Annotated in this window: 27 protein-coding genes; 9 read left to right on the top strand and 18 right to left on the bottom strand. The window is 71.9% G+C overall.

The window, feature by feature from the left end; all coding sequences use genetic code 11:
• Positions 1-24 precede the first annotated feature (24 nt).
• Entirely contained in the window at positions 25-1452 is a 1428-nt protein-coding gene (locus tag ABD832_RS40975; RefSeq protein ID WP_344908030.1) for an MFS transporter, read from the top strand.
• Between the two features lie 184 nt (positions 1453-1636).
• Here the strand turns inward: ABD832_RS40975 and ABD832_RS40970 are convergent, their stop codons facing one another.
• On the bottom strand, positions 1637-2866 hold the full coding sequence (locus ABD832_RS40970; protein WP_344908026.1) for a cytochrome P450: 1230 nt from the start codon (positions 2864-2866) through the stop codon (positions 1637-1639).
• 94 nt (positions 2867-2960) lie between these two features.
• Here ABD832_RS40970 and ABD832_RS40965 point away from each other — a divergent pair, with 94 nt between their 5' ends.
• Positions 2961-4529, top strand: coding sequence for an FG-GAP repeat protein (locus ABD832_RS40965; RefSeq protein WP_344908023.1), 1569 nt, complete (start codon positions 2961-2963; stop codon positions 4527-4529).
• Between the two features lie 84 nt (positions 4530-4613).
• A complete protein-coding gene (locus tag ABD832_RS40960) occupies positions 4614-5834 on the top strand; it encodes an ROK family transcriptional regulator (protein ID WP_344908019.1) in 1221 nt (406 codons plus the stop codon).
• A gap of 26 nt (positions 5835-5860) precedes the next feature.
• On the opposite strand, the gene ABD832_RS40955 is transcribed toward ABD832_RS40960, so the two are convergent.
• From ABD832_RS40955 to ABD832_RS40940, 4 genes are all read right to left on the bottom strand, one after another.
• On the bottom strand, positions 5861-6427 hold the full coding sequence (locus ABD832_RS40955) for a hypothetical protein (protein ID WP_344908014.1): 567 nt from the start codon (positions 6425-6427) through the stop codon (positions 5861-5863).
• Between the two features lie 42 nt (positions 6428-6469).
• Complete coding sequence (locus ABD832_RS40950) at positions 6470-8080, bottom strand: alkaline phosphatase D family protein (RefSeq protein ID WP_344908011.1); 1611 nt, start codon at positions 8078-8080, stop codon at positions 6470-6472.
• A 100-nt stretch (positions 8081-8180) separates the two neighbouring features.
• Positions 8181-9014 carry a hypothetical protein gene (locus ABD832_RS40945; RefSeq protein ID WP_344908008.1) on the bottom strand — a complete coding sequence of 278 codons (834 nt, stop codon included), beginning with the start codon at positions 9012-9014 and terminating at the stop codon, positions 8181-8183.
• A 202-nt stretch (positions 9015-9216) separates the two neighbouring features.
• Entirely contained in the window at positions 9217-9732 is a 516-nt protein-coding gene (locus tag ABD832_RS40940; protein WP_344908004.1) for a MarR family winged helix-turn-helix transcriptional regulator, read from the bottom strand.
• 292 nt (positions 9733-10024) lie between these two features.
• Here ABD832_RS40940 and ABD832_RS40935 point away from each other — a divergent pair, with 292 nt between their 5' ends.
• Both ABD832_RS40935 and ABD832_RS40930 read left to right on the top strand, forming a co-directional pair.
• Positions 10025-10780 (top strand): ABC transporter ATP-binding protein, encoded by a 756-nt coding sequence (locus ABD832_RS40935; RefSeq protein ID WP_344908000.1) that lies wholly within the window; start codon positions 10025-10027, stop codon positions 10778-10780.
• Positions 10781-10784: 4 nt separating this feature from the next.
• Positions 10785-13373 (top strand): FtsX-like permease family protein, encoded by a 2589-nt coding sequence (locus tag ABD832_RS40930; RefSeq protein ID WP_344907996.1) that lies wholly within the window; start codon positions 10785-10787, stop codon positions 13371-13373.
• Between the two features lie 33 nt (positions 13374-13406).
• Here ABD832_RS40930 and ABD832_RS40925 read toward each other — a convergent pair whose 3' ends face one another.
• From ABD832_RS40925 to ABD832_RS40890, 8 genes are all read right to left on the bottom strand, one after another.
• Positions 13407-13868 (bottom strand): anthrone oxygenase family protein, encoded by a 462-nt coding sequence (locus tag ABD832_RS40925; protein ID WP_344907993.1) that lies wholly within the window; start codon positions 13866-13868, stop codon positions 13407-13409.
• Positions 13869-13920: 52 nt separating this feature from the next.
• Positions 13921-14376, bottom strand: coding sequence for an SRPBCC family protein (locus tag ABD832_RS40920; RefSeq protein WP_344907990.1), 456 nt, complete (start codon positions 14374-14376; stop codon positions 13921-13923).
• Position 14377: 1 nt separating this feature from the next.
• The gene (locus ABD832_RS40915; RefSeq protein WP_344907987.1) at positions 14378-14638 is read right to left on the bottom strand and encodes an acyl carrier protein; all 261 of its coding nucleotides are present in this window, start codon (positions 14636-14638) and stop codon (positions 14378-14380) included.
• Between the two features lie 100 nt (positions 14639-14738).
• On the bottom strand, positions 14739-15191 hold the full coding sequence (locus ABD832_RS40910) for an anthrone oxygenase family protein (RefSeq protein ID WP_344907983.1): 453 nt from the start codon (positions 15189-15191) through the stop codon (positions 14739-14741).
• Positions 15188-16078, bottom strand: a complete 891-nt coding sequence (locus ABD832_RS40905) for an NAD(P)-dependent oxidoreductase (RefSeq protein ID WP_344907980.1) — start codon at positions 16076-16078, stop codon at positions 15188-15190. The genes ABD832_RS40910 and ABD832_RS40905 overlap by 4 nt, the downstream gene beginning before the upstream one ends.
• Entirely contained in the window at positions 16075-16455 is a 381-nt protein-coding gene (locus ABD832_RS40900) for a SchA/CurD-like domain-containing protein (protein WP_344907977.1), read from the bottom strand. The genes ABD832_RS40905 and ABD832_RS40900 overlap by 4 nt, the downstream gene beginning before the upstream one ends.
• Before the next feature lie 26 nt (positions 16456-16481).
• Positions 16482-17339 carry an LLM class flavin-dependent oxidoreductase gene (locus tag ABD832_RS40895; protein WP_344907974.1) on the bottom strand — a complete coding sequence of 286 codons (858 nt, stop codon included), beginning with the start codon at positions 17337-17339 and terminating at the stop codon, positions 16482-16484.
• 66 nt (positions 17340-17405) lie between these two features.
• Positions 17406-18116 carry an SDR family NAD(P)-dependent oxidoreductase gene (locus ABD832_RS40890; RefSeq protein WP_344907971.1) on the bottom strand — a complete coding sequence of 237 codons (711 nt, stop codon included), beginning with the start codon at positions 18114-18116 and terminating at the stop codon, positions 17406-17408.
• A 226-nt stretch (positions 18117-18342) separates the two neighbouring features.
• Here ABD832_RS40890 and ABD832_RS40885 point away from each other — a divergent pair, with 226 nt between their 5' ends.
• A complete protein-coding gene (locus tag ABD832_RS40885) occupies positions 18343-19350 on the top strand; it encodes a methyltransferase (RefSeq protein ID WP_344907968.1) in 1008 nt (335 codons plus the stop codon).
• On the opposite strand, the gene ABD832_RS40880 is transcribed toward ABD832_RS40885, so the two are convergent.
• Positions 19327-19725 (bottom strand): SchA/CurD-like domain-containing protein, encoded by a 399-nt coding sequence (locus ABD832_RS40880; protein WP_344907964.1) that lies wholly within the window; start codon positions 19723-19725, stop codon positions 19327-19329. The two genes, ABD832_RS40885 and ABD832_RS40880, sit on opposite strands and share 24 nt — an antisense overlap.
• A gap of 206 nt (positions 19726-19931) precedes the next feature.
• On the opposite strand from ABD832_RS40880, the gene ABD832_RS40875 reads away from it, so the two are divergent.
• The 3 genes from ABD832_RS40875 to ABD832_RS40865 are packed head-to-tail and all read left to right on the top strand — an operon-like array spanning position 19932 to position 22407.
• On the top strand, positions 19932-20984 hold the full coding sequence (locus ABD832_RS40875; RefSeq protein ID WP_344907959.1) for a methyltransferase: 1053 nt from the start codon (positions 19932-19934) through the stop codon (positions 20982-20984).
• 23 nt (positions 20985-21007) lie between these two features.
• Positions 21008-22207: a cytochrome P450 gene (locus ABD832_RS40870; protein ID WP_344907956.1), complete on the top strand. Its 1200-nt coding sequence runs from the start codon at positions 21008-21010 to the stop codon at positions 22205-22207.
• A complete protein-coding gene (locus ABD832_RS40865) occupies positions 22204-22407 on the top strand; it encodes a ferredoxin (protein ID WP_344907951.1) in 204 nt (67 codons plus the stop codon). The genes ABD832_RS40870 and ABD832_RS40865 overlap by 4 nt, the downstream gene beginning before the upstream one ends.
• A gap of 72 nt (positions 22408-22479) precedes the next feature.
• On the opposite strand, the gene ABD832_RS40860 is transcribed toward ABD832_RS40865, so the two are convergent.
• The 4 genes from ABD832_RS40860 to ABD832_RS40845 are packed head-to-tail and all read right to left on the bottom strand — an operon-like array spanning position 22480 to position 25776.
• Positions 22480-23481, bottom strand: a complete 1002-nt coding sequence (locus tag ABD832_RS40860) for an NAD-dependent epimerase/dehydratase family protein (protein WP_344907948.1) — start codon at positions 23479-23481, stop codon at positions 22480-22482.
• Between the two features lie 33 nt (positions 23482-23514).
• A complete protein-coding gene (locus ABD832_RS40855; protein ID WP_344907945.1) occupies positions 23515-23715 on the bottom strand; it encodes a ferredoxin in 201 nt (66 codons plus the stop codon).
• A 32-nt stretch (positions 23716-23747) separates the two neighbouring features.
• Positions 23748-24935: a cytochrome P450 gene (locus ABD832_RS40850; RefSeq protein WP_344907942.1), complete on the bottom strand. Its 1188-nt coding sequence runs from the start codon at positions 24933-24935 to the stop codon at positions 23748-23750.
• Positions 24936-24978: 43 nt separating this feature from the next.
• Positions 24979-25776, bottom strand: coding sequence for an SDR family NAD(P)-dependent oxidoreductase (locus tag ABD832_RS40845; protein ID WP_344907939.1), 798 nt, complete (start codon positions 25774-25776; stop codon positions 24979-24981).
• Positions 25777-25900 lie beyond the last annotated feature (124 nt).

Raw genomic sequence — 25900 nt, 5'->3', positions numbered from 1 at the left:
CGGGCGTCCGCGATGATGAGCGGTATGGACAACGGTCATCTGCGGTTCGGCTCCACGGCGGGACGCTGGGTCCTGCTCACCACCGTGCTCGGCTCGGGCATCGCCTTGCTGGACGGCACGGTCGTCAACGTGGCCCTGCCCGCCCTCGGCGCCGACCTCGACGCCGACATGGCCGGCCTGCAGTGGACGGTCAACGCCTACACCCTCACCCTGGCGGGCCTGATCCTGCTCGGCGGCTCGCTCGGCGACCGCTACGGCAGGCGCCGGATCTTCCTGATCGGGGTGGTCTGGTTCGCCCTGGCGTCGGCCCTGTGCGGCCTGGCGCCGAACGTGGAGACACTGATCGGGGCCCGCGCGCTCCAGGGCGTCGGCGGGGCGCTGCTCACCCCCGGCTCCCTGGCGATCATCCAGGCGTCCTTCGCGCCCGAGGACCGGCCCAGGGCGATCGGGGCGTGGTCGGGCCTGGGCGGGGTGGCCGCGGCCATCGGCCCGCTGCTCGGCGGGTGGCTGGTGGAGACGGCCGGCTGGCGCTGGGTGTTCCTGATCAACCTGCCGCTGGCCGCGCTCGTGGTGGTGGTCGCGCTGCGGCACGTGCCCGAGAGCAGGAACCCCGGCGCGGAGGGCCGGTTCGACGTGCTGGGCGCGGCGCTGGCGGCGCTGGCGCTGGCCGGGATCACCTACGGCCTGATCGACCTGGAGGTGCTCCCGATCGCGGTGGGCGTGCTGCTGGGCGCGGCCTTCGTCTGGGTGGAGATCAGGCGCTCGCCCCGGGCGCTGGTGCCGGTCGACGTCTTCGCCTCCCGGGTGTTCACCGCGGTCAACGTCGTCACGTTCGTCATGTACGCCGCCATGGGCGTGGTCTTCTTCCTGCTGGTCGTCCAGTTGCAGGTGTCGTCGGGCTTCTCGCCGCTGGCGGCCGGGTCCTCGATGATCCCGGTGACGATCCTGATGCTGCTGCTGTCGTCGCGTGCGGGCGAGCTGGCCAGGCGGGTCGGGCCGCGGCTGCCGATGACGGCCGGTCTGGTGATCTGCGCGGGGGCCCTGCTGCTGATGTCGCGGATCGGCCCCGGCTCGTCGTACGTGGTGGACGTGCTGCTCCCGGCCGCGCTGTTCGGCCTGGGGCTCTCCGCGGCGGTGGCGCCGCTCACCGCGACCGTGCTGGCCACCGCCGCCGAGCGGCACGCCGGGGTGGCCAGCGGCGTCAACAACGCCGTCGCCAGGACCGGCGGGCTGCTCGCGGTGGCCGCGATCCCGCCGCTGACCGGGCTGACCGGCACCGCCTTCACCTCCCCGGAGATCTTCACCGCCGGATTCCGCACGACGATGCTGGTCAGCGCGGCCATGCTGGGCCTGTCCGCGCTGATCACCCTCCTCACCATCCGGGAGAACGTGCTGGTCAGGCCGGAGCACAGGATGAACTGCCCGGTGACGGCCCCCGATCCGGGCAGGTGAACCGATCCGGGCGGGTGAGCCGCTCCCGGTAGGTGAGCCGCCCGGGACGGGCGCGAGCGGGGCCCGCGCCCGGCACGGGCCGGGAGCGGGCACGGGCCGGGAGCGGGCACGGGCCGGGGGTGTGCCGGGAGCGGACGGGACGAGAGGCCCCGCAAGGTGGCGGGGGCCTCCCTGAGGGGCCTCCTCAGAAGGTGAACGCCTGGCTGCGGACGCTGTTGTCGAAGTTGGACACCAGCAGCTCGGGCTCGCCGACCGACCGGATCTCCGGCAGCCTGGTGAACAGCTCGCGGAACATGGTCCTGATCTCCTGCCGGGCGAGGTTGGCACCCAGGCAGAAGTGCGGGCCGGGGCCGCCGAAGCCCACGTGGGGCTTGGTGTCGCGGGTGATGTCGAACCGGTCGGGGTCGGGGAAGACGCTCTCGTCGCGGTTGGCCGAACCGTAGAAGAGCACGACCTTGTCCCCAGCCTTGAGGTGCAGGCCGCGCAGGTCGTGGTCCTGGGTGACGGTGCGGCGGAACTGCATGATCGGGGAGACGTGACGGACCATCTCCTCGATGGCGCCGCCGATGCGCGCGTCGAAGTCCTCGGTCAGCAGCCGTCGCTGCTCGGGGTTGTCGGTCAGCAGCTTGATGCCGTGCGCCATGGTGTTGCGGGCCGTCTCGTTCCCCGCCACCAGCAGCAGCGTGAAGAACGACCCGAGTTCACGGTCGGTCAGCCGCTCGCCGTCGACGTTCGCGGTGACCAGCGCCGACACCAGGTCGCCGCGCGGCTGTCTGGCACGTTCCTTACCGAGATCGATCACCAGGCGCTGCAGGGCGAGCAGCGCGAGGGTGTTCTGCGCGGCCATCCTGACGGTCTGCGCCAGGCTGGGCCGCACGCCGGAGTAGGCGGTGGAGATGTCGACGTGCTTGTGGACCCTGGCCCGCACGTCGTCGGGGACGCCCATCATGTCGCAGATGACGTGGATGGGGAGTTTCGCGGCCACCTGGCCGACGAAGTCACCGGGCCCGGAGGCCGTGACGTCGTCGACGATCCGCGCGCACGCGGCGTCGATGCCGCCCTGCAGACCGGCCAGCATCTTCGGGCTGAACGCGCGCGAGACGATGCGCCGGAGCCGGGCGTGCCGGGGGTCGTCCATGTTGACCATGGACTCGCCGAACACGTGCTTGACCCAGCCGGGCGGCTCGGGACTGGTCACACCCGGCTCGCTGGAGAACACCTTGGCGTTGCGGCTGGCCTCGACCACGTCGGCGTGCCGGACCAGCGCGTAGAACCCCTTGCCCGAACGGAGCAGCGGGACCCGCTTCTCCTCGAAGAACACCGGCCGGTCCAGCTGCCGGAGCCGCGCGAACGCCTCGTGCCGCTCCTTGAGCGGCCGCCGCCAGAACCCCAGGTCGGCCAGGTCGATTTCCATGCGCCAATCCTGGCATGTTCTCTACGCGTACCGGCCATGTGAACGTCACGTCCCGGTGGGCCGGGGGACCGAATCACCAGAAACCATCACGAGCATGAGAGCCGTGCTTCTCGCTCCCGTCGCCCTGGTGTCCGTGGCGCTCGCCTGCCCCGCCCTCGTCCCCGCCGTCGCCTCCGCCGCCGCTCCGGCCGCCTCCGCTCCGGCCGCCCCTCCCCCGGCCGCCCACGCCTCGGGCGCCTGCTCCGGCGTGCCGTCGGACTTCGACGGCGACGGGCGCGCCGACCTCGCGGTCGCCGCGCCGTACACCAGGACGGGCGGGCACGCCCGCGCCGGATCGGTCACCGTCCTGTACGGCCTGCGCACCGCCCGCAGGCTCACCCAGGACGCCGGCGTCGAGCGGGCCGGGCACACCGAACGCGCCGAGCCGGACGACGACGGGGAACCGGACCGCGGAGCGCCGGACGACGACGAGCGGCCGGACCGCGGAGCGGACGGGAGCGAGACCGGGGACGCGTTCGGCTCGGCACTGGCGACCGGCGACTTCGACGGCGACCGCTGCGCCGACCTGGCCGTGGGCGTCTCCGAGGAGGACCGCTCCCGGCCCGGGGCCGACGGCGACGGCGCGGTACGGCTCTTCCACGGCTCCGTCGGCGGCCTGCGTCCCGGCGAGACCATCGACGCCGGGGACCTGGGCCGCAAGCGGGTGCCCGGCCGGTTCGGGGCCGCGCTCGCGGCGGGGGACCTGGACGGCGACGGCGACGACGAGCTGGCGATCGGCGCCCCCGGGCTGGGCGGCGGCGCCGTCGGGGTGTACGGGCTCACCGGCCGCAGGCCCTCCATGGTGACCCAGAGGACCGGCTGGGTCGGGCAGCACGAGCGCGAGACCGACCAGTTCGGCGCGGTGCTCGCCACCGGGGACTTCGACGGGGACGGCCGCGCCGAGATCGCGGTGGGCGCGCCCGCGGACACGATGCTGAAGAACGGCCAGGGTGCGGTCACCGTGCTCGACGTCCGGCGCCGCAGGGCCGTCCTGCTCACCCAGGACACCCCGGGGATCGGCGGGCGCGCCGAGGTCTGGGACTTCTTCGGCTCGGCCCTGACCACCGGCGACTTCGACGCCGACGGCCGCGACGACCTGGCGATCGGCGTACCGGGCGAGGGCCTGTCGGAGAACCAGCGGGCCATGGACTACGGCGACGGCACCGTGCACGTCGTCTACGGCTCCTCCGGGGGGCTGCGCGCCGCCACCTCCGAGGCGTGGTCGCAGCGTTCCCTGAACGGCCGGCCGCGCTACTTCGACCGCTTCGGCGCCGCCCTCGCCGCCGGGGACCTCAACGGCGACGGCGACGACGAGCTGGCGATCGGCGTACCGGGCGAGAACGCCGTCCAGATCCTGGCGGGCACCCGCTCGGGCGGCCTCACCCGGCACGGCGACCTGCTGGTCACCGGCAAGGGCGGGGACTTCGGCGCGGCCCTGACCGCGGTCGGGGGCCGCGGCCTGGTCGTCGCAGCCCCGCGCGACGGCAGGCTGACGCTGCTGCGCGGCACCGTGCGCAAGGGCCCCTACCCGGGGATCAGGCCCTCGACGGCGCGGACGCTGGCGACCGCTCCCAAGGACGCCCTGTTCGGCTACACCTTCGCGTCCGCGTCCGCCGGACGCTAGGAGACCGTACCGTTCCGGCCCGGAACCACTTTCGAGCCGGGAACGAGACCCTCCCGTTCCTGGGCGTTATCTAGGATGTCGGTCATGATCGGCGCAGCGCAGAGAACCGTCCGTGATCTCCGTCGAGGCAACCGGGCGACCGTGCTGCGCGCCCTCTACTTCGACGGGCCCGCCAGCCGCCAGGAACTCAGCGAGACCATCGGGCTCAGTCCCGCCACCGTGAGCAACGTGACCGGTGACCTGCTGGAGAGCGGGGTCGTCGTCGAGGCCGGCCTGGTCGACTCCGACGGCGGCAGGCCCCGGGTGCTGCTGCGCGTCAACACCACCCACGGCTACACCATCGGCGTCGACGTCGGCGAGACGCACGTGCGCGCCGAGCTGTTCGACCTGGACATGAACCGCCAGGGCCGCGCCGAGTACGCGCTCAGCCCGGTCCGGCACGACGCGGACCTGGTCGTCGGCCACGTGCTGGCCGGGATCGACGCGCTCCTCGGCGAGAGCGGCGTGCCCGCGGAGCGGGTGCTGGGCGTGGGGGTGGGCGTTCCCGGGATCGTCGAGACCGGGCCCGACGCGCTGATCCACGCCCCGACGCTGGGCTGGGACGGGGTGCCGCTGGGCAGGCTCCTGCGGGCGGGCACGGACCTGCCGCTCTTCGTGGACAACGGCGCCAGGTCGATGGGCCAGGCCGAGCTGTGGTTCGGCGTGGGGCGCCGCGCCCGGCACGCCGTCGTGGTGCTGATCGGCTCGGGGGTCGGGGCGAGCATCATCACCGACGGGACCACGTACCTGGGCGCCGACAGCAGCGCCGGTGAGTGGGGCCACACGAAGATCGCGATCGGCGGGCACCGCTGCCACTGCGGCGCGCGGGGCTGCCTGGAGGCGTACGTCGGGGCCAGGGGCATCCTGGAACGGGCCGGGGTGTGGACCGAGACCGTCGACGAGCAGGCCGCGCTGGCCGAGCTGGTGACCGGCGGCTCCCCGGTCGTCGACGAGACCGTCACCTACCTGGGCGTCGGCCTGGCCAACCTGATCAACATGTTCAACCCCGAACGGATCATCATCGGCGGCTGGGCCGGGGTGCTGCTCGGAGAGCACCTGCTGCCGAGGATCAGGAAGGTCGCCGCGGACAACTGCCTGGCGCAGCCGTACAGGACGGTCTCCATCGGGCTGGGCCGTCTCGGGGTCGACTCCGTCACGCTGGGCGCCGCCACGCTCGTGGTGGAGGACTTCCTGCGGGCCGCGGGGGCCCCGGCGAGCGCCGCCGTTCCCGCGCGCCCCCGGAACCCGGCCGGGGCACGCCCTTGACGCCGGGCATCCGGGTGGTCACCGGGTCAGCGGATGCGCGTGTCGGCCTTGATGGTGCGCCGGACCTTCTTGACGAGCCTGCCCCTGTCGGCCTTGGCGTCGGAGGTGGTGATCGCGCCGAACCTCACCGCGGCGGTGCCCCGGCGCGAACCGGCCCAGGCGCGGATCCGCACGGCCGTCGCGTCGCCCCGGTCGAGGGAGGTGATCCAGCAGGACAGGCTGCGGCGCTTGACGGAACAGCTGACGCTCCGCGGCTTGGAGATCACCTTGATCCTGCGGAAGCGGGTGGAGAAGGTCCCGGCGAGCAGCACGTAGTGCTGGCCCTTGGCCTTCCTGTTCTTGATCTTGACGGTGTAGACGAGGGAGCCGCCCCGGCGGACGTGCCGGGGGAAGGAGATGGTGTAGCCGAAGTCGGCCGCCGCCCTTCCGGACGCCGGGGAGGCGGACGCCGGGGAGGCGGACGCCGGGGAGGCGGACTGCGGAAAGGCGGATCCGGCCGTCGCGGCGGTCGCGGCGGGCGTGTGGGCGAGGAGGGTGCCGCCCAGCGCCGCGGTGAGAATCGCGGCGCCGAGCCTCGTGGTGGTTGGCCTCATACGCGGCATCATCCACCAAATCCGGACGGATTCCTCTGGTGATCAGGTCAGTGAGGCCTGTCCTGCCGGGATGGCGAGCCGGGCACCGGTCTTCGCCGGGGCGCCCTTCCTGCTGATGCGCTCCAGGACGCGGAAGTCGGCGTCGAGCTTCTCGGCGGTGACGCGGCAGACGATGTACCCGCGCCGCTGGTCCAGGTAGGAGATGTGCGGGTTCTCGGCCAGCGTCTCGGCGATCCGGCCCTCGTCGCGGTAGCCGTCGCCGTCGCTGGCGATCGAGGAGGCGACCAGCTCCACCGCCACCCGGGGCGAGTCGGGGTCGTCGAAGTCGAGCTTCAGGTCGGCCGCGTGGTGCATGTGCGCGTCACCGGTCAGCACCACCGGATTGGCCGCGCCCGACTTCTGGAAACCGGTCAGCAGGCGGGTGCGCTCCGCGGCGTAGCCGTCCCAGGAGTCCATGTTGACCTCGGTGCCCGGCCCCACCTTGACGTCGCGCTGGGCCATCAGGATCTGCTGCCCCACCAGGTTCCAGCGCGCCTGTGAGGTGGCCAGACCGTCCAGCAGCCACTCCCGCTGGTCCCTGCCGAGCAGGGTGCGCCCGCTCGCGAGCCGGTCGTCGCAGCCGGACCGCAGCCCGTCCTCACAGGCCTGGTCGTCGCGGAACTGCCGGGTGTCGAGCAGGTGGAAGCGGGCCAGCGGCCCCCAGTCCACCCTGCGGTGCACGCGCATCGCCGCCCCGCCGGGCACGCTGGTCCGGCGCAACGGCATGTTCTCGTAGTACGCCTGGAAGGCGTTGGCCCTGCGCCTGGCGAAGGCCGGGGCGCCGGAGCTGGACACGTCCGCCGCCCAGTTGTTCTCGATCTCGTGGTCGTCGAACGAGACCAGCCAGGGTGCGACCGCGTGCGCCTCCTGCAGGTCGGTGTCGCTCTTGTACTGCGCGTGCCGCATCCGGTAGTCGGCCAGGGTCACGCACGGGCCCGGGGTGTGCTGCCGGACGCTCCCGCCGAGCGCCGTGTACCCCCGGGGGCCGTACTCGTACATGTAGTCGCCCAGGTGCACGACCAGATCCGGCTCCTGCTCGGCCAGCCTCCGGTACGCGGTGTAGAAACCGTGCTCGTAGTGGGCGCAGGCCGCGATCGCGAAGGTGAGCGAGGCCGACGCCGACAGCGCCGGGGCTCCTGACGACGACCCGGACGACCCGGACGGCGGGGCCGCCGGGGTGGTGCGGGTGCGCCCGGCCGGGGACAGCCGCCCCTCGGCCCGGAAGCGGTAGAAGTACTCCCTGCCGGGCTCCAGGCCGTCGACCTCGACGTGGACACTGTGCGCCCGCCTCCAGCGGGCGCTCTCGGTGCCCCTGCGGACCACCCGGGAGAACCGCTCGTCGGTGGCGAGCTGCCACTCCACGTCCACGTCCCGGCTCGGCATCCCCCCGCGGCCGTTCAGGCCCAGCGGGTCGAGGGCGAGCCTGGTCCACAGCACCACGCCGTCCGCCGACGGGTCGCCCGAGGCGACGCCCAGGGTGAACGGGTCGGCGGCCAGGGCCCGGGAGGCCAGGGAGGCGCTCGGCGAGGCGAGAGAGGCCCCGGTCAGCAACAGGCCGCCCGTACCGGCGGCGGCGATGGAAAGGAACGCTCTGCGTGACGGCTTCTGCTCCACGCCCCCAGTGCAACCGGCCGACCTTTCCCCGTCGTGGCCTGCGGCTCACGACAGGATGAACAGGGACCGCACAGGCGGACGCCCGGCCCCGCCGGGCCTTTCAGCTCAGGTACGGCTTGAGGTGCGCGTTCAGGGCACCGCAGCCCAGGTACTTCTCCACGGTGTGGAAGTCGATCCAGTCGAGGTCGACCAGGGCCTCCTGGTCCACCCCGGTGAAACAGGTCCGCAGGCCCGGCGGGATCGCCGCGATGTCGTCCTTGTCGGCGATGTTGACCCAGCGGCCGACCGAGCGGGGCCGCTCGCCCCGGCCGTCGACCGGGGCGGGCACCAGGTGCTCGAAGATGACGTTGCGCATGCCCAGCGGGCTGCCGAGGGTGATCAGCAGCTCGACCTTCAGGTCGGGGTTGGCCCAGAGCGTCTCGTAGGTCACCACGCTGCCCAGCGAGTGCGCGATCACCACCCGGGGACGGTTCCGCCTGATCACCTCGGCCACGGCCGCCCGCGACCTGGCGCGCGCCTGGCTCCCGGCGGCCATGTAGGCGGCGACCTCGGGGCAGAAGAGCCTGGCGAAGTCGGCGGCGTTGCCCTGAAGGCGGCCCAGCAGCCAGCCGGCCACCCGGTTCAGGGCCCCGGTCACCCCCTCCCCCACCGCGTCGAGCTGCCCGGCCCAGGCGACGAGGACCTTCTGGGCCCCGGCGTCCATGCTCTGCACCGCGCGCGCCGTCTCGTCCTTCCTCTCCCCGAGCAGGTGGGCGTAGTAGGCGATCTCGGTGACGTAGCGCTCCTTCGCGTACGGCCTGCCCCCGGTCAGGCCCATGTGCAGGTAGCGGTCCCACTTGTCGCGCATCGCCGTGGCGGCACCGGTGACCGAGTCGCCCGCCTCGCGGTAGTACCGGTATTTGCCGATGCCGTGCACACCGACGATCGTGCCCATGCGTCCCCGCCCTCTGCGTCCGATGCCCGGCTTTCACGGGTGCCGGTGACATTTCCCCGGCAACTGTGGCGGAAGCGAGCCCCGCGCCACAAGACCACGGCTGCACCGGCGAAACCCGTTGACGGACTCATCATCCGTGGGCCGTGGGTTCAAGGCCCACCCTGCTCACCAGAACCGCGTCCGACCCCGGATTTCCCGGGTCTCAGCGTTCACAGACCCTGGCCGTAGCGCCAGAGGCCTCGGGCCGGAGCGGGGCGGCGCGTTCGGCCACGCCGCGTAGCAGATCGACGAGGTGCCGGCGCTCGGGCTCGGTGAGCCAGCCGAAGATGTGCTCCCCCACCTGTTCGGTGGCCTGCCGCGCCTCCGCCAGAGTTCGCTCGCCATGAGGTGTCAGCACGATGCAATACGCGCGCCGGTCCTGCGGCGCCCGCCGGCGGGAGACCAGCCCACCCTCCTCCAACTCGTCGATGAGCCGGACCATCGCGGATTTGTCGATGCCCGTACGGTCCATCAGCTCCCGCTGGCTGACGGGGCCGTACATCGGCAGCGCGAGCAGCAGGGCGAATCCGCGGACGTTGAGGCCCAGCGGGCGCAGCACCTGGTTCAGCCGTTCCCGGCTCTGGTTGTGCACCTCGGCCAGCAGCATGCCGAGCCCCACCTGACCGGCGGCCGGGCCGCCGTCGCCGGCCAGGAAGCGCTCGAGCAGATCTTGGAGCATGCGCCCACTCTACTACCACCTGATAAAATCTCAGGGTGAGACTATCTCTTAGTGGACCTATACATCGTCGATCAGAGGAGAGCGTGCCCGAGTCGCCCCGTCGGCGCATGCGCAAGGTGATCGTCGCGACCGGCATGGCGGCGCCGGCCATCTCACCTGCACCACCGCCGATGCGCGGTACGGCCGCGAGCCCGTGCCGCGGCCGTGACCCCGGTCCGGCGCGCCGCACACACCGGGCCGGGGCTCGGGAGGACACGCCACACGCGCTCTCTCCTCGCGCGGGAGGACGTCGATGATCGAGGCTCCGCCCGGCGAGCGTGTCTCCGACCGGGTCATGACGGCGACGGATGTGATCAAGACCTACGGTTCCGGCGATGGCGCGGTGAGCGCGTTGCGCGGCGTCTCCGCATCGTTCGTCCAGGACGAGTTCACCGCGATCATGGGGCCGTCGGGGTCGGGGAAGTCGACGTTCATGCACTGCCTGGCCGGTCTGGACACCGTGACGTCCGGCAGCATCGTCGTCGGCGAGGTCGACATCACCGGCCTGTCGCGCACCCGGCTCACCGAGTTGCGCCGCGATCGGATGGGCTTCGTCTTCCAGTCGTTCAACCTCCTGCCGATGTTGACCGCGGAGGAGAACATCCGGCTCACGGGAGGGCTGGCGGGCCGCGACCTGGATCAGGGATGGTTCGACACGGTCGTGGACGCGCTGGGGCTGCGCAAGCGGCTGACCCATCGGCCCGCGGAGATGTCCGGCGGCCAGCAGCAGCGGGTGGCCGTGGCTCGGGCGCTGCTGACCAGGCCGGACGTGCTGTTCGCCGACGAGCCCACCGGAAATCTGGACTCCCGTTCCAGCGCGGAGGTGCTGGGCTTCCTGCGTGCGGCCGTCGACGACTACCGGCAGACGGTGGTCATGGTGACGCACGATCCGGTGGCCGCCGCATACGCCGATCGGGTGCTGTTCCTGGCCGACGGGGTGATCGTGGACGAGCTGGCCGAGCCCACCATCGACGCCGTGCATGCCCGCATGCGCAGGATCGAGGGCTGAGACCATGGGAAACCCCTTGTGGCTCATCGCGCGCCGGACGTTCGCCGAGGGCTGGTTGCGGCTGATCGCCACCCTGCTGGCGGCGCTGGGATCGATCGCGCTCATCGCGGGCTCGCTGCAGTTCGCACTGCGCGCACAGGAGGCGGTGGCCGGCAGCGACGCCAGCGAGTACGTCCACGTGGACGTGCTGGTGCAGGGCGGGACGGTCGATCCGGGCGACCCGTTCGCGCCACCCGACGGTCGGATCCGGCTCGATCAGGTCGCCTCCCGCCCGGGGGTGGCGGCGGCCGCCGGGGACGCCACGACGGCGGTGACGGCCTCCCGGAGCGACGGGCAGGCGATCATGGCGGCGGCCGAGGGCCGTACGCTGCTCCGTTCCTGGGTCTCCGATCCGAAGCTGAACCCCTATCGCCTGGAGGCGGGACGTGCCCCTGCCGCGGACGGCGAGGTGGCGATCGTCCGGCACATGTCGCTCGCCGGGGATCTGCGCGTCGGCGACACCATGACGCTGACGCTGCCCCGTCAGACGCGCCAGGTGCGGATCGCCGGGATCGTCACTGTCCAGGGCCGCGGCGCGGTGGCCGCCGGCGACCTGGTGCTGGCTCCGCCCGAGACCGCGCGGCGCGCCGCGATGCTGCCCGCGGGCAGCTGGCAGAGCGTCTGGCTGAAGACGGCTCCCGGCGTGCCCGCCGATCGGCTGCGCGGTGAGCTGGCCCGCGACCTGGATGACGCCGCCACGGTACGTACCGCGGAGTCCGTACGGAACGCGCAGACCACCGCCGCTTCGGGGGAAGGCGCCTCGATCGCCGGTGTCGTCGGCATGCTCGCCTCCGTCGCGATCTTCGTCGGGTTGTTCGTGGTGGCCAACACCTTCGGCACCCTCGTCCGGCAGCGCACCCGCCGTCTCGCACTGCTGGGCGCGATCGGCGCCACACCGCGGCAGATCGGCCGGTTGATCCGGCTGGAGGCGCTGGTGCTGGGCGCGGTCGCCTCGGTGGGCGGCGTGGCCGCGGGCTTCCCACTGGCCGAGCTGATCATCTGGCTGTTCGCCCGGGACGGCTTCGACGTGTCCGCCTCCGCTCCCCAGGTGGGCTGGATCGCGCTGACCGTCCCGGTCGTGGCCGGGCTCCTGGTCACCCAGGCCGCCGCCTGGCGGGCGGCGTATCGCGCCGGGAACGTCTCACCCATCGAGGCGTTGCGCAGCACGGTCACCGAACCCCGGGAACGCCGCTGGCCGCGGCTGCTGTCCGCATCCGCGATCTTCGTCGCCGCATGCTTCCTGTGCGCGGTGGCGGTGACGGTCCGCGTCAGCGATCCCCCCGGCCCGGATCGTACGTTCGCCATCACGCTGATGATCCTTTTCGCGTCGATGCTGGCGGTGACCGGGCTGGCCGTGCTCGCCCCGTTCTTCGTCGGGCCGCTGGGCGGGCTGGTGGGCCGCATCGGGACGCTGGTCAGCGGGGAGACCGGACGCCTGGCGCACGCCACCATCACGCGCAGCCCGCGCCGGGTCTCCTCGTCCGCCTCGTCGCTGATGCTCGGTGTCGCACTGGTCGCCTCCTTGGTGCTGGTCACGATGTCGGTGAACGACCGGTTCCGTGAGGCGGGACGGGAGGTGATGGCGGCCGAACACGCGATCGCCTCGACCGCCAGGACCGCCGAGGGTGCGCCCGCGCCGCTGAGCCGCGATGTCGCGGCGAAGGCCACGGGTGCGCCAGGGGTGTCCCGGACGACCGCCCTGACACAGACCGAGGTCACGCTGGTGCCGTCCGAGCCGGCAAAAGCGGCGGCCGGGCCGTTCCGCTTCCTGGTCAGCGGTGCCGAGCAGAGGGGGCTGCGTGACGTCCTGCGGCTGGGCGGCCGGCCACCCGCGCTGGGGGCAGGGGAGATCGCGCTGTCGTCGGCCGTCATGAAGGAACGGGGGCTCCGGCGCGGCGAGGACATCATCGTGCGCGGCGCGCAGGGCCGCACCACGCTCACCGTCGCGGGCTCGTACCACGACCCGTCCCACCTGTTCGCCGATCAGGCGCTGGTGGCCTCGGAGACGATGGACCGGCTCGACGCCAACGCCGCCACCCTGGCGGTGCTCGTGCGGGGCGGCTCGCCGCAGGCCCTGGCGCACGCCGTGGCCGGGGTGTCCGGGGTGCGGGTCCTCGATCGTGACGCCTACGTGACCGCGGCGTCGCAGTCGCTCACCCGGGCCCTGCGCTCGACGTACGGCTTCGTCGGCATGGCACTGCTGCTGGCGCTGTTCGGGATGGCGACCACGGTGACGATGAGCGTCGTCGAACGCACCCGTGAGTTCGGGCTGCTGGGCGCCGTGGGCGCGACCACGAGGCAGATCCGCTCGATCGTCCGCTGGGAGGCGGCCACCGTGGTCCTCCTCGGCACGATCCTCGGCCTCGCGATCGGGATCGGCACGCTGGCGCTTCTGCATGTGACGACCGGCAGTTCGTTCCTGCGTCCGGACCCGCCGTGGTGGCTGTTCCTGGCGCTCGCGGCGGGTGCCGCGGTGGCGACGCTGGCGACCTCGGCGCTGCCCGCGCGCCGGGCGGCGGGCGTGCCCGTCCTGGAGGCCGCCAAGGCGGAGTGAGTCACCGCGGACGCGGGCACCGGGACCGGGCGCTCACAGGGTCAGGCCGACGAGGCCGCAATTGACGAGCAGGGCGAGAGTGGACAGGGCGGTGCGGACGCGGTTCCAGGTGCCCCAGTGCCGCCGCGGATCCCGTTCGGCGAAGTCCTCGGGAAGGTCGTCCGGGTCCAGCGTTCGCACCCACCGGTTCACCGGCACGTTCTTGACCAGCGAGATCGTGATCGTGCCCAGGCAGAGCGCGGCCGCCGTCAGATACAGCACACGGGCCACCGTACTCCCGGCGAGCAGGCCGAGAGCGAGGTCACCAAGCGTGGTGATGATCAAGCAGATGGGCATGAACGGGTCGAAACGGGTGGAGAAAAACGCGTGTGCGTGCACGTACCGGTCCGGTGGCAGGCTGTCCAGCAGCGGCCAGCCGCCCATCTGGGTGCCCAGCAGCACCCCGGCGGCCAAGCCGTTGGCCAGCAGGACGAGCGAGACGACGATCTCCAGCATGAGCCTCTCCGGTCGGTCAGCCTGCCACCGAGTCATGTCCCGGCACCGTCGCCTAGCGACGGGCCGCGGCGGCCTCCACCTTCTGCTTGATCAGTTGCATCTGGATAGGCGTGTTGCGGTTGAGGCGTGCCTGCATCGTCGCGTCGTCGACCGGTGCCTCCGCCTTCATCTCGAAGTCCTGCACCCAGCGCATGCGCACGCCGTCGCCCTCCTGCACGTACTCCCAGTAGATCCACATGTACTTGAACGGCCCGGTCTCCACCCGCTGCGAGCGGACGGTCCGGCTTGCCTCGTCCGGGCGCCGCGCCGACACCCAGCTCCACACCTTGCCGTTCTCGTCGGGGTGCAGCGCGAGCCGGAAGAGGATCGTGCCGTCCCGGTCCGAGAGGATCTTGGCCTCGGAGTATTCGCTGAACAGCTCCGTCCATGACTCGATGTCGTTGGTCATGTCCCAGACGAGTTGCATCGGCGCGGCGATGACGATCTCGTTGTCGGTGTGCCCGGCCATGTCACGTCCCCGCCTTCGCCGTCAGCAGCGAGTTGATGTACGCGACCGCCCTGGCCGGCGTCGGCATGTCCGACACCGCGTCATCGCTGATCTGGACGCTGTAGCGGCGTTCCACCTGGTTGCACAGCTCCAGCAGGGCCAGCGAGTCGCAACCGAGGTGGCTGAACTCCGTCTCCGCGATGTCGCCGTCGAGGGCCGCCTCGTCGACACCTCCCATGCGGCGCAGGATGCCCCGCAGCTCGTCCAGGTCGAAGGTGCTCATTCCAGATCTCCATTCTGTTGACAACGCCGGAATCCGGCATTTCAGACAGCTTCAGGTTCGTCTCTCCGTCTGGAGAGCTTCTCGATTCACGCTCGACCCCTCAGCCGAGCACCACGGCGACGGCGTTCACCGTCACCCCCAGCACGGCGAGCACGGTGCGCAGCAGATGCCATCGACGCCACAGCGGCCGGGGGTCGCGCCAGTCGGGCGGCACCTCGTCGGGATCGAGGGACTTGACCGCCCGGTTGATCGGGACGTTGCAGAAGTGCGAGACCACCGAGACCCCGAGCAGCAGGACGGCGGCCGTGGCGAAGAGCACGGCGGGTTCGGCTCTCGTCAGCACCGCGAGGACGACATCGACGATCACCGACGAGAGCACGAGGATCGGCATGGTGGGATCCCACCGGCGGCCGACGAGCTGGTGGGTGTAGACATAGCGGTCGGCCGGCATGGCGAAGAGCGCGGGCAGAACACTCAGCGAGACCGCGAACAGCACCCCGGCCACGATCCCGCTGCCCACCAGCGCCGCGACGGACAGCAGATCCGTGATCACCTCGCCGGCCCCTCTCCGCGCGGGAGCGGCTCGGCCACGGTCGCCGCGTCGTCGTCACCGCGGCCGCCGGCCAGCACGTCGGCGTACCTGTCGAGGGCGCAACCGGTCACCGGCAACTCGGTCCCGCGCGCCAGCGCCTCCCGGTTCGCCAGGGCGAGATCCTTGTGCATGAGCGCGGCGCGGAAGGCCGCCGGCCGGTATGTCCGCTCACGCATGAACCGCGCGCGGAAGGACAGCACCGGCGACCGCCAGCCGCTGCTGTCGAAGGCGTCCAGCAGCACTCCGCGGTCGATGCCCATGGTCTCGACGAACCGCACCGCCTCGGCCAGCCCGAGGATGTGGACGCCCAGCATCAGGTTGAACGCCAGCTTCAGCGCGCTGGCGTTGCCCGTCGGGCCGAGGTCGCGGACGTCCTGGCCGATCGCGTGAAGCACCTCGCGCACGTCATCCACGGCCTGCCCCTCACCGGCGGCGAAGACGCGCAACTCACCTTTGGCGGCCATGGCGGGGTTGCCCAGCACGCATGCCTCGACCCGCCGCACCCCGGCCTCGGCCAGCCGCTCGGCGGCGGCCACGGCGAATGTGGGCGCGACCGTCGAGGTGTCCACGACGATCACGCCGGGCGGCAGCCGCCCTTCGAGCTCGCCGAACAGCACCTGCTCCACGGCGGCCTCGTCGGCGAGGCTGAGCAGCACGACCTCGGCGCCGGCCACCGCCTCGGCCGCCGAGGCGGCGATCGTCGCGCCGGCCTCGCCCACCGGCACGGCCTTGTCCGGCGTGCGGTTGTGGGCGGTGACGGCGGCACCCGCGGCAAGCAGGGCGCGCGCCATACCGGCTCCCATGCCGCCCAGCCCGAGCACGGCGATCGACGTGGGCTGCACGTTCACCTCTCCGCGGGATGGGTCTGTACGGACAGGTGCGAGACGCAACGCATCATGGCGTCGCGGAAGTACCGGCTGAACCCGGCCTCGTCACCGGTGTCCCGCTGCTCCTGCAGGTAGGGGGCGAGCCGCTCCTCGATCAGGTGCACCCCGCGCTGGCCGGCCATGTGGCGGGCGATGGCGGCGAACTCGCCCTCGTAGTGGATGACCCGCACCAGCACGTCGTCCTTGACGAAGACGGCCGTGCCGAGCAGCCGGCCGGCCGCGGCGCCGTCGTCTCCGGTGAACACCGGGGTGTCGACCCGCTGGAAGCCGGCGAAGATCTCGGCTATCTCGTCCTCGTGCCCGGGCTTGACCCGGTAGGTGATGGCCGCGTACGGCATGGCATCCTCCTTGGTTCGCCGAAGACTCAACCGAAGGCCACTTCGGCGATCAGATCGAGCTGGTCGGCATCGGACGTGCAGGGAATCAACATGAGCTCGTCGCAACCCGCCGCGGCGTAACCGTCGATCGTCTCCCGCAGCCGGGCGTCGTCGGCGATCACAGCGTCGGCCAGGAAGCGAGCCTTCTGGCCCGTGTAGGCGTAGTAGTCGAGCAGGTAGCGGGCGCCTGCCTGTCTGCGGTCCGCGCCGGGGGCGACGTAGGCGAGGGCGCCCAGCTTCGGCGTATCGGTCCGGCCCGCGTCCGTCCACGCCTGCCGCACCTGGGCGGCCACCTCCGCGTACCGGTGCAGGGGGGTGCTTCCGGAGATCCAGCCGATGCCGTACCTGGCCGCCCTCTTCATGGAAGCGGCCGAATTGCCCCCGACCCACAGCGGGATCCGTCCGCGGTCCGGACGCGGACCGACGCCGGGAACCGCGCCCTCCCCCGACCACACGCGTTCCATCTCCTCCAGCAGTTCGTCGAGCCGTCGCCCGCGTCCGCCGTAGGGCACGCCGGTCGCGACGAAGTCGTCCTCCCGTCCGCCCGCGGCGACGCCCACCACCAGCCGGCCGCCGGCCAGCCGGTCCACGCTGGCCAGTTGCTTGGCCAGGAGCACCGCGCTCGGCCGGTAGGCGGCCAGCAGAATCGTGGGGGCCAGCGTGATGCGCTCGGTCACGGCCGCGGCGGCCGCCAGCGTCACCACGGTGTCGTAGCTGTCGTAGACCAGCCGGTCCAGCACGGCCAGCGTGCTGAAGCCGAGCCGGTCGGCCCGCCGGGCGAACTCGGCCAGCTCGCGGCCGCCCGTCCCGGGGACGGTGCTCGGCAAACCGACTCCGATGTCCATGTAGCCTCCAGTCCGCGCCTGCGATGGCCCGCGTCCGCCCGCAACCGCTCCGATGCCGGTGACGGCTCAGATCCCGCCGTCCACGTTCAGCGTCACGCCGCTGATGTACCGGGAGGTGTCCCCGGCCAGGAACAGCACCGCACCGGCCACGTCGTCGGGCCGGCAGAGCCGTCCCAGCGACGTGATCGCGACGACGCGCTCCACCACCTGCGGTGGCAGCCCCGCCCCCGGCTCGGTCTCCGTGAGGCCGGGCGCGACGAGGTTGACCCTGATCCCGCGCGGGCCCAGTTCCTTGCACAGCCCGCGTGTGAACCCGATCAGCGCCGCCTTCGAGGCGGAGTAGTGCACGCCGTTGACCCGCCCGCGAAGCGCCGCCGACGCCCCGATGTTGACCACCGAGGCGCCTTCGGCCAACAGGCCCAGCATCGCCTGTGCGACCAGGTAGGCGGAGGTCACGTTGTGGTCGAGCAGCCGCCGCCACTCCTCGCCCGAGATCTCCGCGAAAGGTGCGGCGCCGTCCACACCGACGTTGTTGACCAGGACGTCGAGCTCTCCGAGCGTGGTCTCCACGGTGCCGGCCAGCCGCTGGTCGTCCGCGGGGTCGGTCACGTCCGCCCGCACCACCTGGTTGCGGTCACCGAGCTTCTTCAGCTCCCTGGCGAGGCTGTCGGCGTCCTCTCCCTCGGTGTGATGACATGCCAGAACGTGGGCGCCAGCCCGCGCGAAGGCCAGGACGGTGGCACGGCCGATGCCCCTGGTCCCACCGGTCACCAGCACGCGCTTTCCACGTAGTCCTTGATCCACCAGACCGTTCCTCTCGCTGCGACGTACGGCTCGGCTCATCGTGCAGGCACCGGCTGGTCCGTCCCTCGAATCCCGGTCGAGAAGCGACACCCCGGCCCACGCCTCCAACCGGCTTCGAGCCTGTCTCCACCCCCCGGTGGAAGCGTCGCCAGCGACCCGGCACGACCGTCGGCCACGGGTGCGAGAAAGGAAGTCACGAATGACGGGCATCGCTCCGGACGTCACCACCCCCACCGGACTCATCCGGCTGTGCAACGCCTTCTGCGAGGCCAAGGCCTTGCTCACCGCGGTGGAACTCGACCTGTTCACCGAGCTGCACGACAACCCGGCGACCGAGGAGGAGATCCGGGAGCGGCTCGGGCTGCACGGCCGCGGACTGCGCGACTTCCTGCTCCTACTGACCGCCCTCGGCCTGCTCGAGCGGCAGGGCGACGGCTACCGCAACGCCTCCGGCGCCGACCAGTACCTGGTGCGGGAACGGCCGACCTACATCGGCGGGTTCATGCGCCGGGCCGGCGACAACCTCTATCCGGCGTGGGGCAAGCTGTCCGACGCCCTGCGCACCGGCCTGCCGCAGTCGCGCGGCACCTTCCAGGACGTCCTGCGCAACCCGCAGGCGCTGGGCCGCTTCATCCAGATGATGGACGCGCTGACCCAGATCCTGGGGCCCCAGCTCATCGAGGCGTTCGACTTCTCCGGCCACTCGACGCTGCTCGACGTGGGCGGCTGCCGGGGTAACCTCGCCGGTCAGATCGTCAAGGCGCACTCCGAGCTGACCGGCAGCGTGTTCGACCTCCCGCAGATGGAGCCGTTCTTCACCGAGCACACGGCCGGCCTCGGCCTGACCGGGAGGTTGCGCTTCGAGGGCGGCGACTTCTTCCAGGACCCGCTGCCGCAGGCCGACGTCGTGATCCTGGGGCACGTGCTGCACGACTACGACGCCGACAGCCGCCGTTTCCTGGTGCAGAAGGCCGGCGCGGCGGTCCGCCCCGGCGGCGCGCTGCTGATCTACGACCGGATGCTGGACGAGGGGCCGGCCCAGGTGGAGAACCTGGTGATCAGCCTGGACATGCTGCTGGTCACCGAGGGCGGCTCGGAGTATCCGGTCGAAGAGCTTCGGCAGCACGCCGCACTGGCCGGCTTCACCGCGCTGGAGGAGAAGCGGCTCGGAGACTTCGACACCCTACTGATCTGCCGCAGAGGCTGAGGCGTCCGGGTGCCGGGGGACCGCGAACTGGGTCACGCAGCGCAGCCGGCTGGCGTTGAAGGTCCGCAGGAACCCCTCGACCGTGCCGGTATCGCGTGGCTTGTTCAGGTAAGGGGCGAGCTTGTGCTCCACCTCCGCCACCCCCGGCTGGACGGCCATGAACCGGATCACCGCGTCGAGGTCACCCTCGTACTCGATGAACCGCACCAGTGTGCTGTCCCGGATGAACACCGCCGTGGCGAGGATGCGGCCCGCCTGGGCGCCGTCGGCCGCGGGGACCACGTTCCCCGCAGGCCGGCGGAAGTTGTTGAACACCTCGGCGACCTCGTCCTCGTGTCCGCTCTTGATGTCATAAGTGATCGCCGTGTACGGCATGGCAACTCCTCGGGATCGCGAACGTCGTCCCAGGATGCGCAGCGGGGCTCGAGAAGAGCTCGGGGACCGCTCGGCCGTGAAGCGGTCCCCGCCCCATACCGGTTTGATCCGCCCTTGAGCCGTCGGTGGGAGCCTGCCGGGAGCGGCAGGACCCTGACCGGCTCAAGGGCGGCCGAAGCGACCAGTCACCCAAAGGAGGATTCGGGATGACCACCTCGACCGACCATGTCCTGGAGCAGGATCCCGGTGAGGAGCAGCAGGAACTGCTCATGATGCTGGCCGGCAAGTGGGTGGCGGGCACGTTGAACGTGCTCGCCCGCCTCGGTGTCGCCGACCTGCTCGCCGACGGCCCCCGCAGCGTCGGCGATCTCGCCGCCGAGACGCACACCCACGCGCCGACGCTGCACCGGTTCCTGCGCGCCGCCGCGTCCGTCGGCGTCTTCGCCGAACGCGAGGACAAGCGCTTCGAGCTCACACCGAAGGCGCAGTACCTGCGTAGCGACGTGCCGGGATCGCTCAGGTACCTTGCCTACTTCTACGGCGAGACCACCGTCTGGAACTGCTGGGGCTACGCCTTCGACACCGTACGCACGGGCGAGCCGAACGGCCGCAGGCTGCGGGCCGGCAAGAACTTCTTCGAGTACCTGGAGCAGGAGGCCCCGGAGTTCGCCGCGGCGTTCCACAAGGCCATGTCCGCGCTGAACGAGAGCCGCGCGCCGAAGATCGCCGACTCCTTCGACTTCGGGCGGTTCGCCAGGATCGCCGACATCGGCGGCGGCCAGGGTCGGTTCCTGTCGGCGATCCTGCGGCGCTACCCCGCTTCGCGCGGCATCCTGTTCGACATCGAGACCGCCATCGCGTCGGCGCCGCCCGTCCTGGCCGCGCAGGGTGTCGCCGACCGGGTCGAGCTGGTCAGCGGCAGCTTCTTCGACGAGGTGCCGGCCGGCGCGAACGCGTACACGCTCAAGGCCGTCATGCACGACTGGGCGGATGCCGAGTGCCGCAAGGTGCTCGGCCGGATCCGGCAGGCGATCGGCGACGACGCCAACGCCCGCGTGCTGATCGTCGACGGGGTGGTCCCCGAGGGCAACGCCCCCCACTACATCAAGCTGATGGACATCTCGATGGCGGTGACCAACGGGGGCCGCGAGCGGACCGTCGCCGACTGGACGGGCCTCGTGGAGGAGTCGGGCTTCGAGGTCGTCGCGATCCACCCGACGGAGCCGCCCCACAGCATCATCGAGGCCCGCCCGGTATGAGCAGAGCGTGAGGGGAAGGCGACATGATGAGCAGCGAACAGCCCGTACCGTACCCGTTCCCGCGTCCGTCCGCCCTCGGCGTACCCGCCGAGGTGCAGGACCTGCGCGATCGGCCGGTGATCCCCGTGGTGCTGCCGAGCGGCGACCGGGCGATGCTGGTGACGCGGTACGAGGACGTGCGGTCCGTGCTGACGGACCTGAGGGTCAGCCGCAACCTCAACCGCCCGGACGCGGCCCGCATGACCTCCAACAACAAGATGTTCCAGGACGAGAGGATGGATCCGGACCCACCGGAGCACACCCGGGTCCGGCGGCTGGTGATGAAGGCGTTCACGGCCACGATGGTGGAGAACCTGCGCCCCAAGGTACAGGAGATCGCGGATGAGCTCGTGACGAAGATGGCGAACGGGCCGTGCCCGGCGGACGTGTCGGAGGCCGTCGCGTTCCCGCTCTCCATCCGGGTCATCTGCGATCTGCTGGGGGTGCCGGCGGAGGACCAGGACCGCTTCCGCGGCTGGACCGACCGGTTCCTGTCCACCGGCAGGTACTCCGGGCCGGAGATCGGTGCGGCGATGGCCGAGATCAGTGCCTACATGGGACGGCTGATCGAGACCAGGCGGGCACACCCCGGTGACGACCTGATCAGCGCGCTGACCCAGGTCCACGAGGACGACGACACCCGCCTGAGCGAGTACGAGCTGCACTGGTGGTGCCGCCTGCTCCTGCTGGTCGGTTACGAGACCACGGCCGGCCAGATCGGCTACACGGTGGCGAAGGTGCTGGCCCATCCCGACCAGCTCGCCCGGCTGCGCGCGGACCTGTCCCTGGTGCCGTCCGCCGTGGAGGAGGTGCTGCGCTGGAAGCTGCTGAACGGCTCGCTGTCGATGCTGCGCTACGTCACCGAGGACATCGAGGTGGGCGGGGTCACGGTGCCGAAGGGGACCAGCGTCATCCCGGCCCTCGAGTCGGCCAACTGGGACGAGAACGTGTTCTCCTGTCCGCACGAGTTCGACGTCGCACGGGCCTTCAACCACCACCTGACCTTCAGCGTGGGGCCGCACTTCTGCATCGGCGCCTCGCTGGCCCGCCTGGAGCTTCAGATCGTCCTGGAGACGCTGCTGCGCAGGTTCCCCGGCCTGCGGCTGGCCGTCCCCGCGGACGAACTGGGGCGCAGCGAGGGCACGCTCATCGGCGGGCTGCTCCAGATCCCCGTGGAGTGGTGAGCGTGCGCGTGACGGTGAACCGTGACACCTGCTGCGGCAGCGGTCTGTGCGTGGTCGCGGTGCCGCAGGTGTTCGGCCAGGACGACGAGACCGTCGTCGTGGTGAACGAGCCGGAGCCTCCGGCCGCGCTCGCGGACCTCGTCCGCCAGGCGGCCCGGCGCTGCCCGACAGGGACGATCCGGCTGCTCGACGACGCGTGAGCCGATGCCCGGCACGAGGAGACCGCCGGCGGCCGATCCGCAGGCGGCGGCCTCCTCGCGCCGGGCCCGTGCTCAGCCGGCCAGGAGTTTCGCCTCCACGTCCGGATCCAGTCCGACCAGCTCAGGGGCCGTGCGGTAGCCCTCCTGGGACCCCTGGGGCACCTCGCCCTCCACCTCGCGCAGCCAGGCCCAGGTGTCGGCCACGGTCTCCTCGACGGAGCGGCAGCGCAGCCCGGCGGCCACCGCCCTGGACACGTCGGTCCGGTGCAGCAACTCGTACATCTCACCGGGCGGCAGCCACCCCGGCAGGCCGGTCCACGGCCGGACCCCCGCGGCCAGGATCGGCTCCGGGTCGATCCAGCGCAGCTCGGCGCCGGCGCCGGTGATCTCGGCGCAGGCGGTGAGGAAGCCCTCCATCGTGGCGTGACCCGGCGGGCACACCAGGTTGTAGGCGCCGTGCAGCCCCTGCCCGGCGGCGTCCAGGATCCAGGTGGCCAGGTCGCGGACGTCGACGTACTGCAGGGAAGCGGTCCGCGGCCCCGGCGCGAGCTGAGGGCCGCCGCGGGCGGCGCGGCGCAGCCACCACGGCACCCGCCCGGAGTTCTCCCGGGGGCCGAAGATCAGCCCTGGCCGCACGCGCAGTGCCCGGTCGCCGAGCGCCTGCTCCGCGGCCACCTCCCCGCCCGCCTTGGCGCCCCGGTAGTCGGTGGCGCCGTCGTCCGGTGAGCCGATCACCACCGACCGCTCCTCGGTGAGCGGCGCCGGGACGGGAAAGTCGTAGATCCCGCGGCTGGAGACGTAGGTGTAGTGGCCGATGCGGCCGTCCAGCAGCCGCAACGTGTCACGGACCACCCGTGGCGGGCCGCTCCAGGTGTCCACCGCCAGGTCCCACTCGCCTTCGGCGAGGGACGCCATGCCGTCGGGCAGGTTCCGGTCGCCCGTGAGCACACGCACGCCGGGCGGCGGCGCGTGCCGTCCCCGGTGGAACACCGTCACCTCCCAGCCTCTGGCCACCGCCGCCTCGGCCACGGCGCGGCCGACGAATTCCGTGCCACCGAGCAGGAGAACGCGCATCTGATCCCTACCTTTCCGGGCAGTCGAACCGGTTCATCCGTGAGAGCGGCCGACCCGCACCGCTCCGGACGGGCAGAGGCGCTCCGCGCGGAGCGCCTCGTCCCGTGCCTTCCCCGAGGGCGTCCCCTCCAGCACGACCACCAGGCCGTTCTCGTCCTGGTCGAAGACGCCGGGCGCGGTCAGCGCGCACAGGCCGGCGCCGACGCACACCCGCTGGTCCGCCTCGACACTCATCTCCGCGCCCCTTTCCGGAGCCTCCCCCGCGCTCACCAGGTGACCGGCAGCGCGTCGATGCCCTGGATCGCGCCCGGCGGGCGCGCGGTCAGCTCCTGCGCGGACACGGTCATGCGCAGCGTCGGGATCCGCTGCCACAACGCCGTCAGCGCGATCTGCAGCTCCAGCCGCGCGAGGTTCTGGCCGAGGCACTGGTGGCGGCCGTAGCCGAAGGCGATGTGACCGCCGGCGTCGCGGCGGACGTCGAACGTGTCGGGGTCCTCGAAGATCTCCGCGTCCCGGTTGGCGAGCGAGCCGGGGACCAGGACGCCCTCCCCCGCCCTGATCACCACTCCGTCCAGCTCGATGTCGGCGGTGGCGACCCGGAGGTTCGCGCTGTCGGCGATCGACTGGAAGCGCAGCAGCTCCTCCACGGCGGGCTTGATCGCCTCGGGATCGGCCCGGATCGCGGCGAGCTGCTCGGGGTTCTCCATCAGGGTGACCGCGCCAAGAGAGATCATGGCCGCGGTGGTCTCGTGTCCGGCGATGAGCAGCGACATGGCCGCCAACGCGAGGTCGTCGTCGGAGATCCGGCCGGTGCCTGCCAGCCGTCCGATGAGGCCGGCGGCGTCCGGTCTTGTTTTGCACTCGGTGACCAGGTACTCGAAGTAGGCCAGCAGCTCGGCGCCCGCCTGGCGGCCCTCCGCGGTGTCGAAGGTCCGCACCAGCCGGCGGATGGCGTCCTGGAAGAAGTCGCGATCCTCCCAGGGGGCGCCGAGCAGGCGGCAGATGACCCGGAAGGGCACGGGCAGGGCGAAGTCCCGGTACAGGTCGGCCGGCGGGCCGTGCTCCGTCATGTCGTCAAGGGCCTCGTGCACGATGCGCTCGATGTCGGCCCGCCGCTCGCCCACCTTCTTCACCGTGAAGTCCGGCAGGAACATCCGCCGCTGGACGTCGTGCTCGGGCGGATCCATCCCGATCAGCGCCTGGCGCTTGCGCTCGGTCAGCAGCCTCACCTGTACCGAGATGACCGGGAAGCCCGGACGCCTGCGGTCGGAGGACAGCCTCGGGTCCTTCAGCAGCGTCCGGGCCTGGTCGTATCTGGTCACCAGCCAGGCGAGCTGCCCGGCGTGGGTCGTCACCCGGCGTAGCGCCGGGCCCTGCCGCAACTCCGCGTACGCCGGGGGCGGGAGGTGAGGGCAGACGCGGGGCTGGGGAAAGGCGGGTGGTGCTGTCGTCATCGCTTCTCCTGCTCGTGTCCCGAACGACCGGCCGGCGGGCGCATCAGTGCCCCCCGGCCACATGGATCACCTGGCCGCTGACGTTCCCGTTGGCCTCCGACGCCAGGAACAGCACGGTGTTGGCGACGTCCGCGGGTGTCGACACCTTGCCGACGGGGCGGTCCTGGTTGAGCATCCGCTTGATCTGCGTGTCGTCGAGGCCGGCGAAGCTCGCCTGCCTCTCCTCCGGGAAGCGGCGCAGGAAGCCCCTGCTCACCGTGGCCCCGGGAGCCACCACGTTGACGAGGATCCCGTCGCCGGCCAGTTCGGTGGCCAGGGTGCGGCCGAGGCCGTGCAGCGCCATCTTGCTCGACACGAACGCCTCGTCGCCGGTGGCCCCGCGGGTGACGATGTTCGCCGAGATGAGGACGATGCGGCCCCATCCCTGGCGCCGCATGGCCGGCAGGGCGGCCTGCACGGTGTGGAAGGTGCCCTCGACGTCCGCGCGCAGCAGCGGCGACCACTCCTCGGGCGGGATGTCCTCGAAGGGCACGGGGGTCGTGCGGGTCCCGTCCTGCGCGGACGCGCTGAGCACGAGAACGTCGAGCCGTCCCCACTCGTCGATCACCGTGCCCACGGCGGAGCGGATGGCCGCCGGGTCGGTGAGGTCGTACTTCACCACCAGTGCCCGGCCGCCTCGATCGCCGATGGCGCGCGCCAGCTCTTCCGCGCGTCCGGCGTTGTTCCGGAAGGTCAGTGCGACGCGGGCACCCTCTGCTGCGAACGCCTCGGCCATGGCGGCTCCGATGGATCCGCTGCCACCGGTGACCAGGACGACCTTGTCGACGAGTCCGAGTTCCATACTGGCTCCCTTCAGGGTGAAGCGTCGCGGCCGGGCGTCGACGTCGGCTTGAGTCCGGCTGGAACAGGTGATCCGCGAACAGCGTCAGTAACGGGTCCCGACGGTCGCGCTCTGGACCACCTGG

The sequence above is a fragment of the Streptosporangium longisporum genome (assembly GCF_039534895.1).
GTDB classification, from domain to species: Bacteria; Actinomycetota; Actinomycetes; order Streptosporangiales; family Streptosporangiaceae; genus Streptosporangium; species Streptosporangium longisporum.
This window is presented reverse-complemented; position numbering and strand designations above follow the sequence as displayed.

Bases quoted from the DNA above. Each gene is read 5' to 3' on its own strand.
- ABD832_RS40975 (WP_344908030.1), top strand. From the start codon at position 25: ATGGACAACGGTCATCTGCGGTTCGGCTCCACGGCGGGACGCTGGGTC.
- ABD832_RS40970 (WP_344908026.1), bottom strand. From the start codon at position 2,866: ATGGAAATCGACCTGGCCGACCTGGGGTTCTGGCGGCGGCCGCTCAAG.
- ABD832_RS40965 (WP_344908023.1), top strand. From the start codon at position 2,961: ATGAGAGCCGTGCTTCTCGCTCCCGTCGCCCTGGTGTCCGTGGCGCTC.
- ABD832_RS40960 (WP_344908019.1), top strand. From the start codon at position 4,614: ATGATCGGCGCAGCGCAGAGAACCGTCCGTGATCTCCGTCGAGGCAAC.
- ABD832_RS40955 (WP_344908014.1), bottom strand. From the start codon at position 6,427: ATGAGGCCAACCACCACGAGGCTCGGCGCCGCGATTCTCACCGCGGCG.
- ABD832_RS40945 (WP_344908008.1), bottom strand. From the start codon at position 9,014: ATGGGCACGATCGTCGGTGTGCACGGCATCGGCAAATACCGGTACTAC.
- ABD832_RS40940 (WP_344908004.1), bottom strand. From the start codon at position 9,732: ATGCTCCAAGATCTGCTCGAGCGCTTCCTGGCCGGCGACGGCGGCCCG.
- ABD832_RS40935 (WP_344908000.1), top strand. From the start codon at position 10,025: ATGATCGAGGCTCCGCCCGGCGAGCGTGTCTCCGACCGGGTCATGACG.
- ABD832_RS40930 (WP_344907996.1), top strand. From the start codon at position 10,785: ATGGGAAACCCCTTGTGGCTCATCGCGCGCCGGACGTTCGCCGAGGGC.
- ABD832_RS40925 (WP_344907993.1), bottom strand. From the start codon at position 13,868: ATGCTGGAGATCGTCGTCTCGCTCGTCCTGCTGGCCAACGGCTTGGCC.
- ABD832_RS40920 (WP_344907990.1), bottom strand. From the start codon at position 14,376: ATGGCCGGGCACACCGACAACGAGATCGTCATCGCCGCGCCGATGCAA.
- ABD832_RS40915 (WP_344907987.1), bottom strand. From the start codon at position 14,638: ATGAGCACCTTCGACCTGGACGAGCTGCGGGGCATCCTGCGCCGCATG.
- ABD832_RS40900 (WP_344907977.1), bottom strand. From the start codon at position 16,455: ATGCCGTACGCGGCCATCACCTACCGGGTCAAGCCCGGGCACGAGGAC.
- ABD832_RS40895 (WP_344907974.1), bottom strand. From the start codon at position 17,339: ATGGACATCGGAGTCGGTTTGCCGAGCACCGTCCCCGGGACGGGCGGC.
- ABD832_RS40885 (WP_344907968.1), top strand. From the start codon at position 18,343: ATGACGGGCATCGCTCCGGACGTCACCACCCCCACCGGACTCATCCGG.
- ABD832_RS40880 (WP_344907964.1), bottom strand. From the start codon at position 19,725: ATGCCGTACACGGCGATCACTTATGACATCAAGAGCGGACACGAGGAC.
- ABD832_RS40875 (WP_344907959.1), top strand. From the start codon at position 19,932: ATGACCACCTCGACCGACCATGTCCTGGAGCAGGATCCCGGTGAGGAG.
- ABD832_RS40870 (WP_344907956.1), top strand. From the start codon at position 21,008: ATGATGAGCAGCGAACAGCCCGTACCGTACCCGTTCCCGCGTCCGTCC.
- ABD832_RS40860 (WP_344907948.1), bottom strand. From the start codon at position 23,481: ATGCGCGTTCTCCTGCTCGGTGGCACGGAATTCGTCGGCCGCGCCGTG.
- ABD832_RS40855 (WP_344907945.1), bottom strand. From the start codon at position 23,715: ATGAGTGTCGAGGCGGACCAGCGGGTGTGCGTCGGCGCCGGCCTGTGC.
- ABD832_RS40850 (WP_344907942.1), bottom strand. From the start codon at position 24,935: ATGACGACAGCACCACCCGCCTTTCCCCAGCCCCGCGTCTGCCCTCAC.
- ABD832_RS40845 (WP_344907939.1), bottom strand. From the start codon at position 25,776: ATGGAACTCGGACTCGTCGACAAGGTCGTCCTGGTCACCGGTGGCAGC.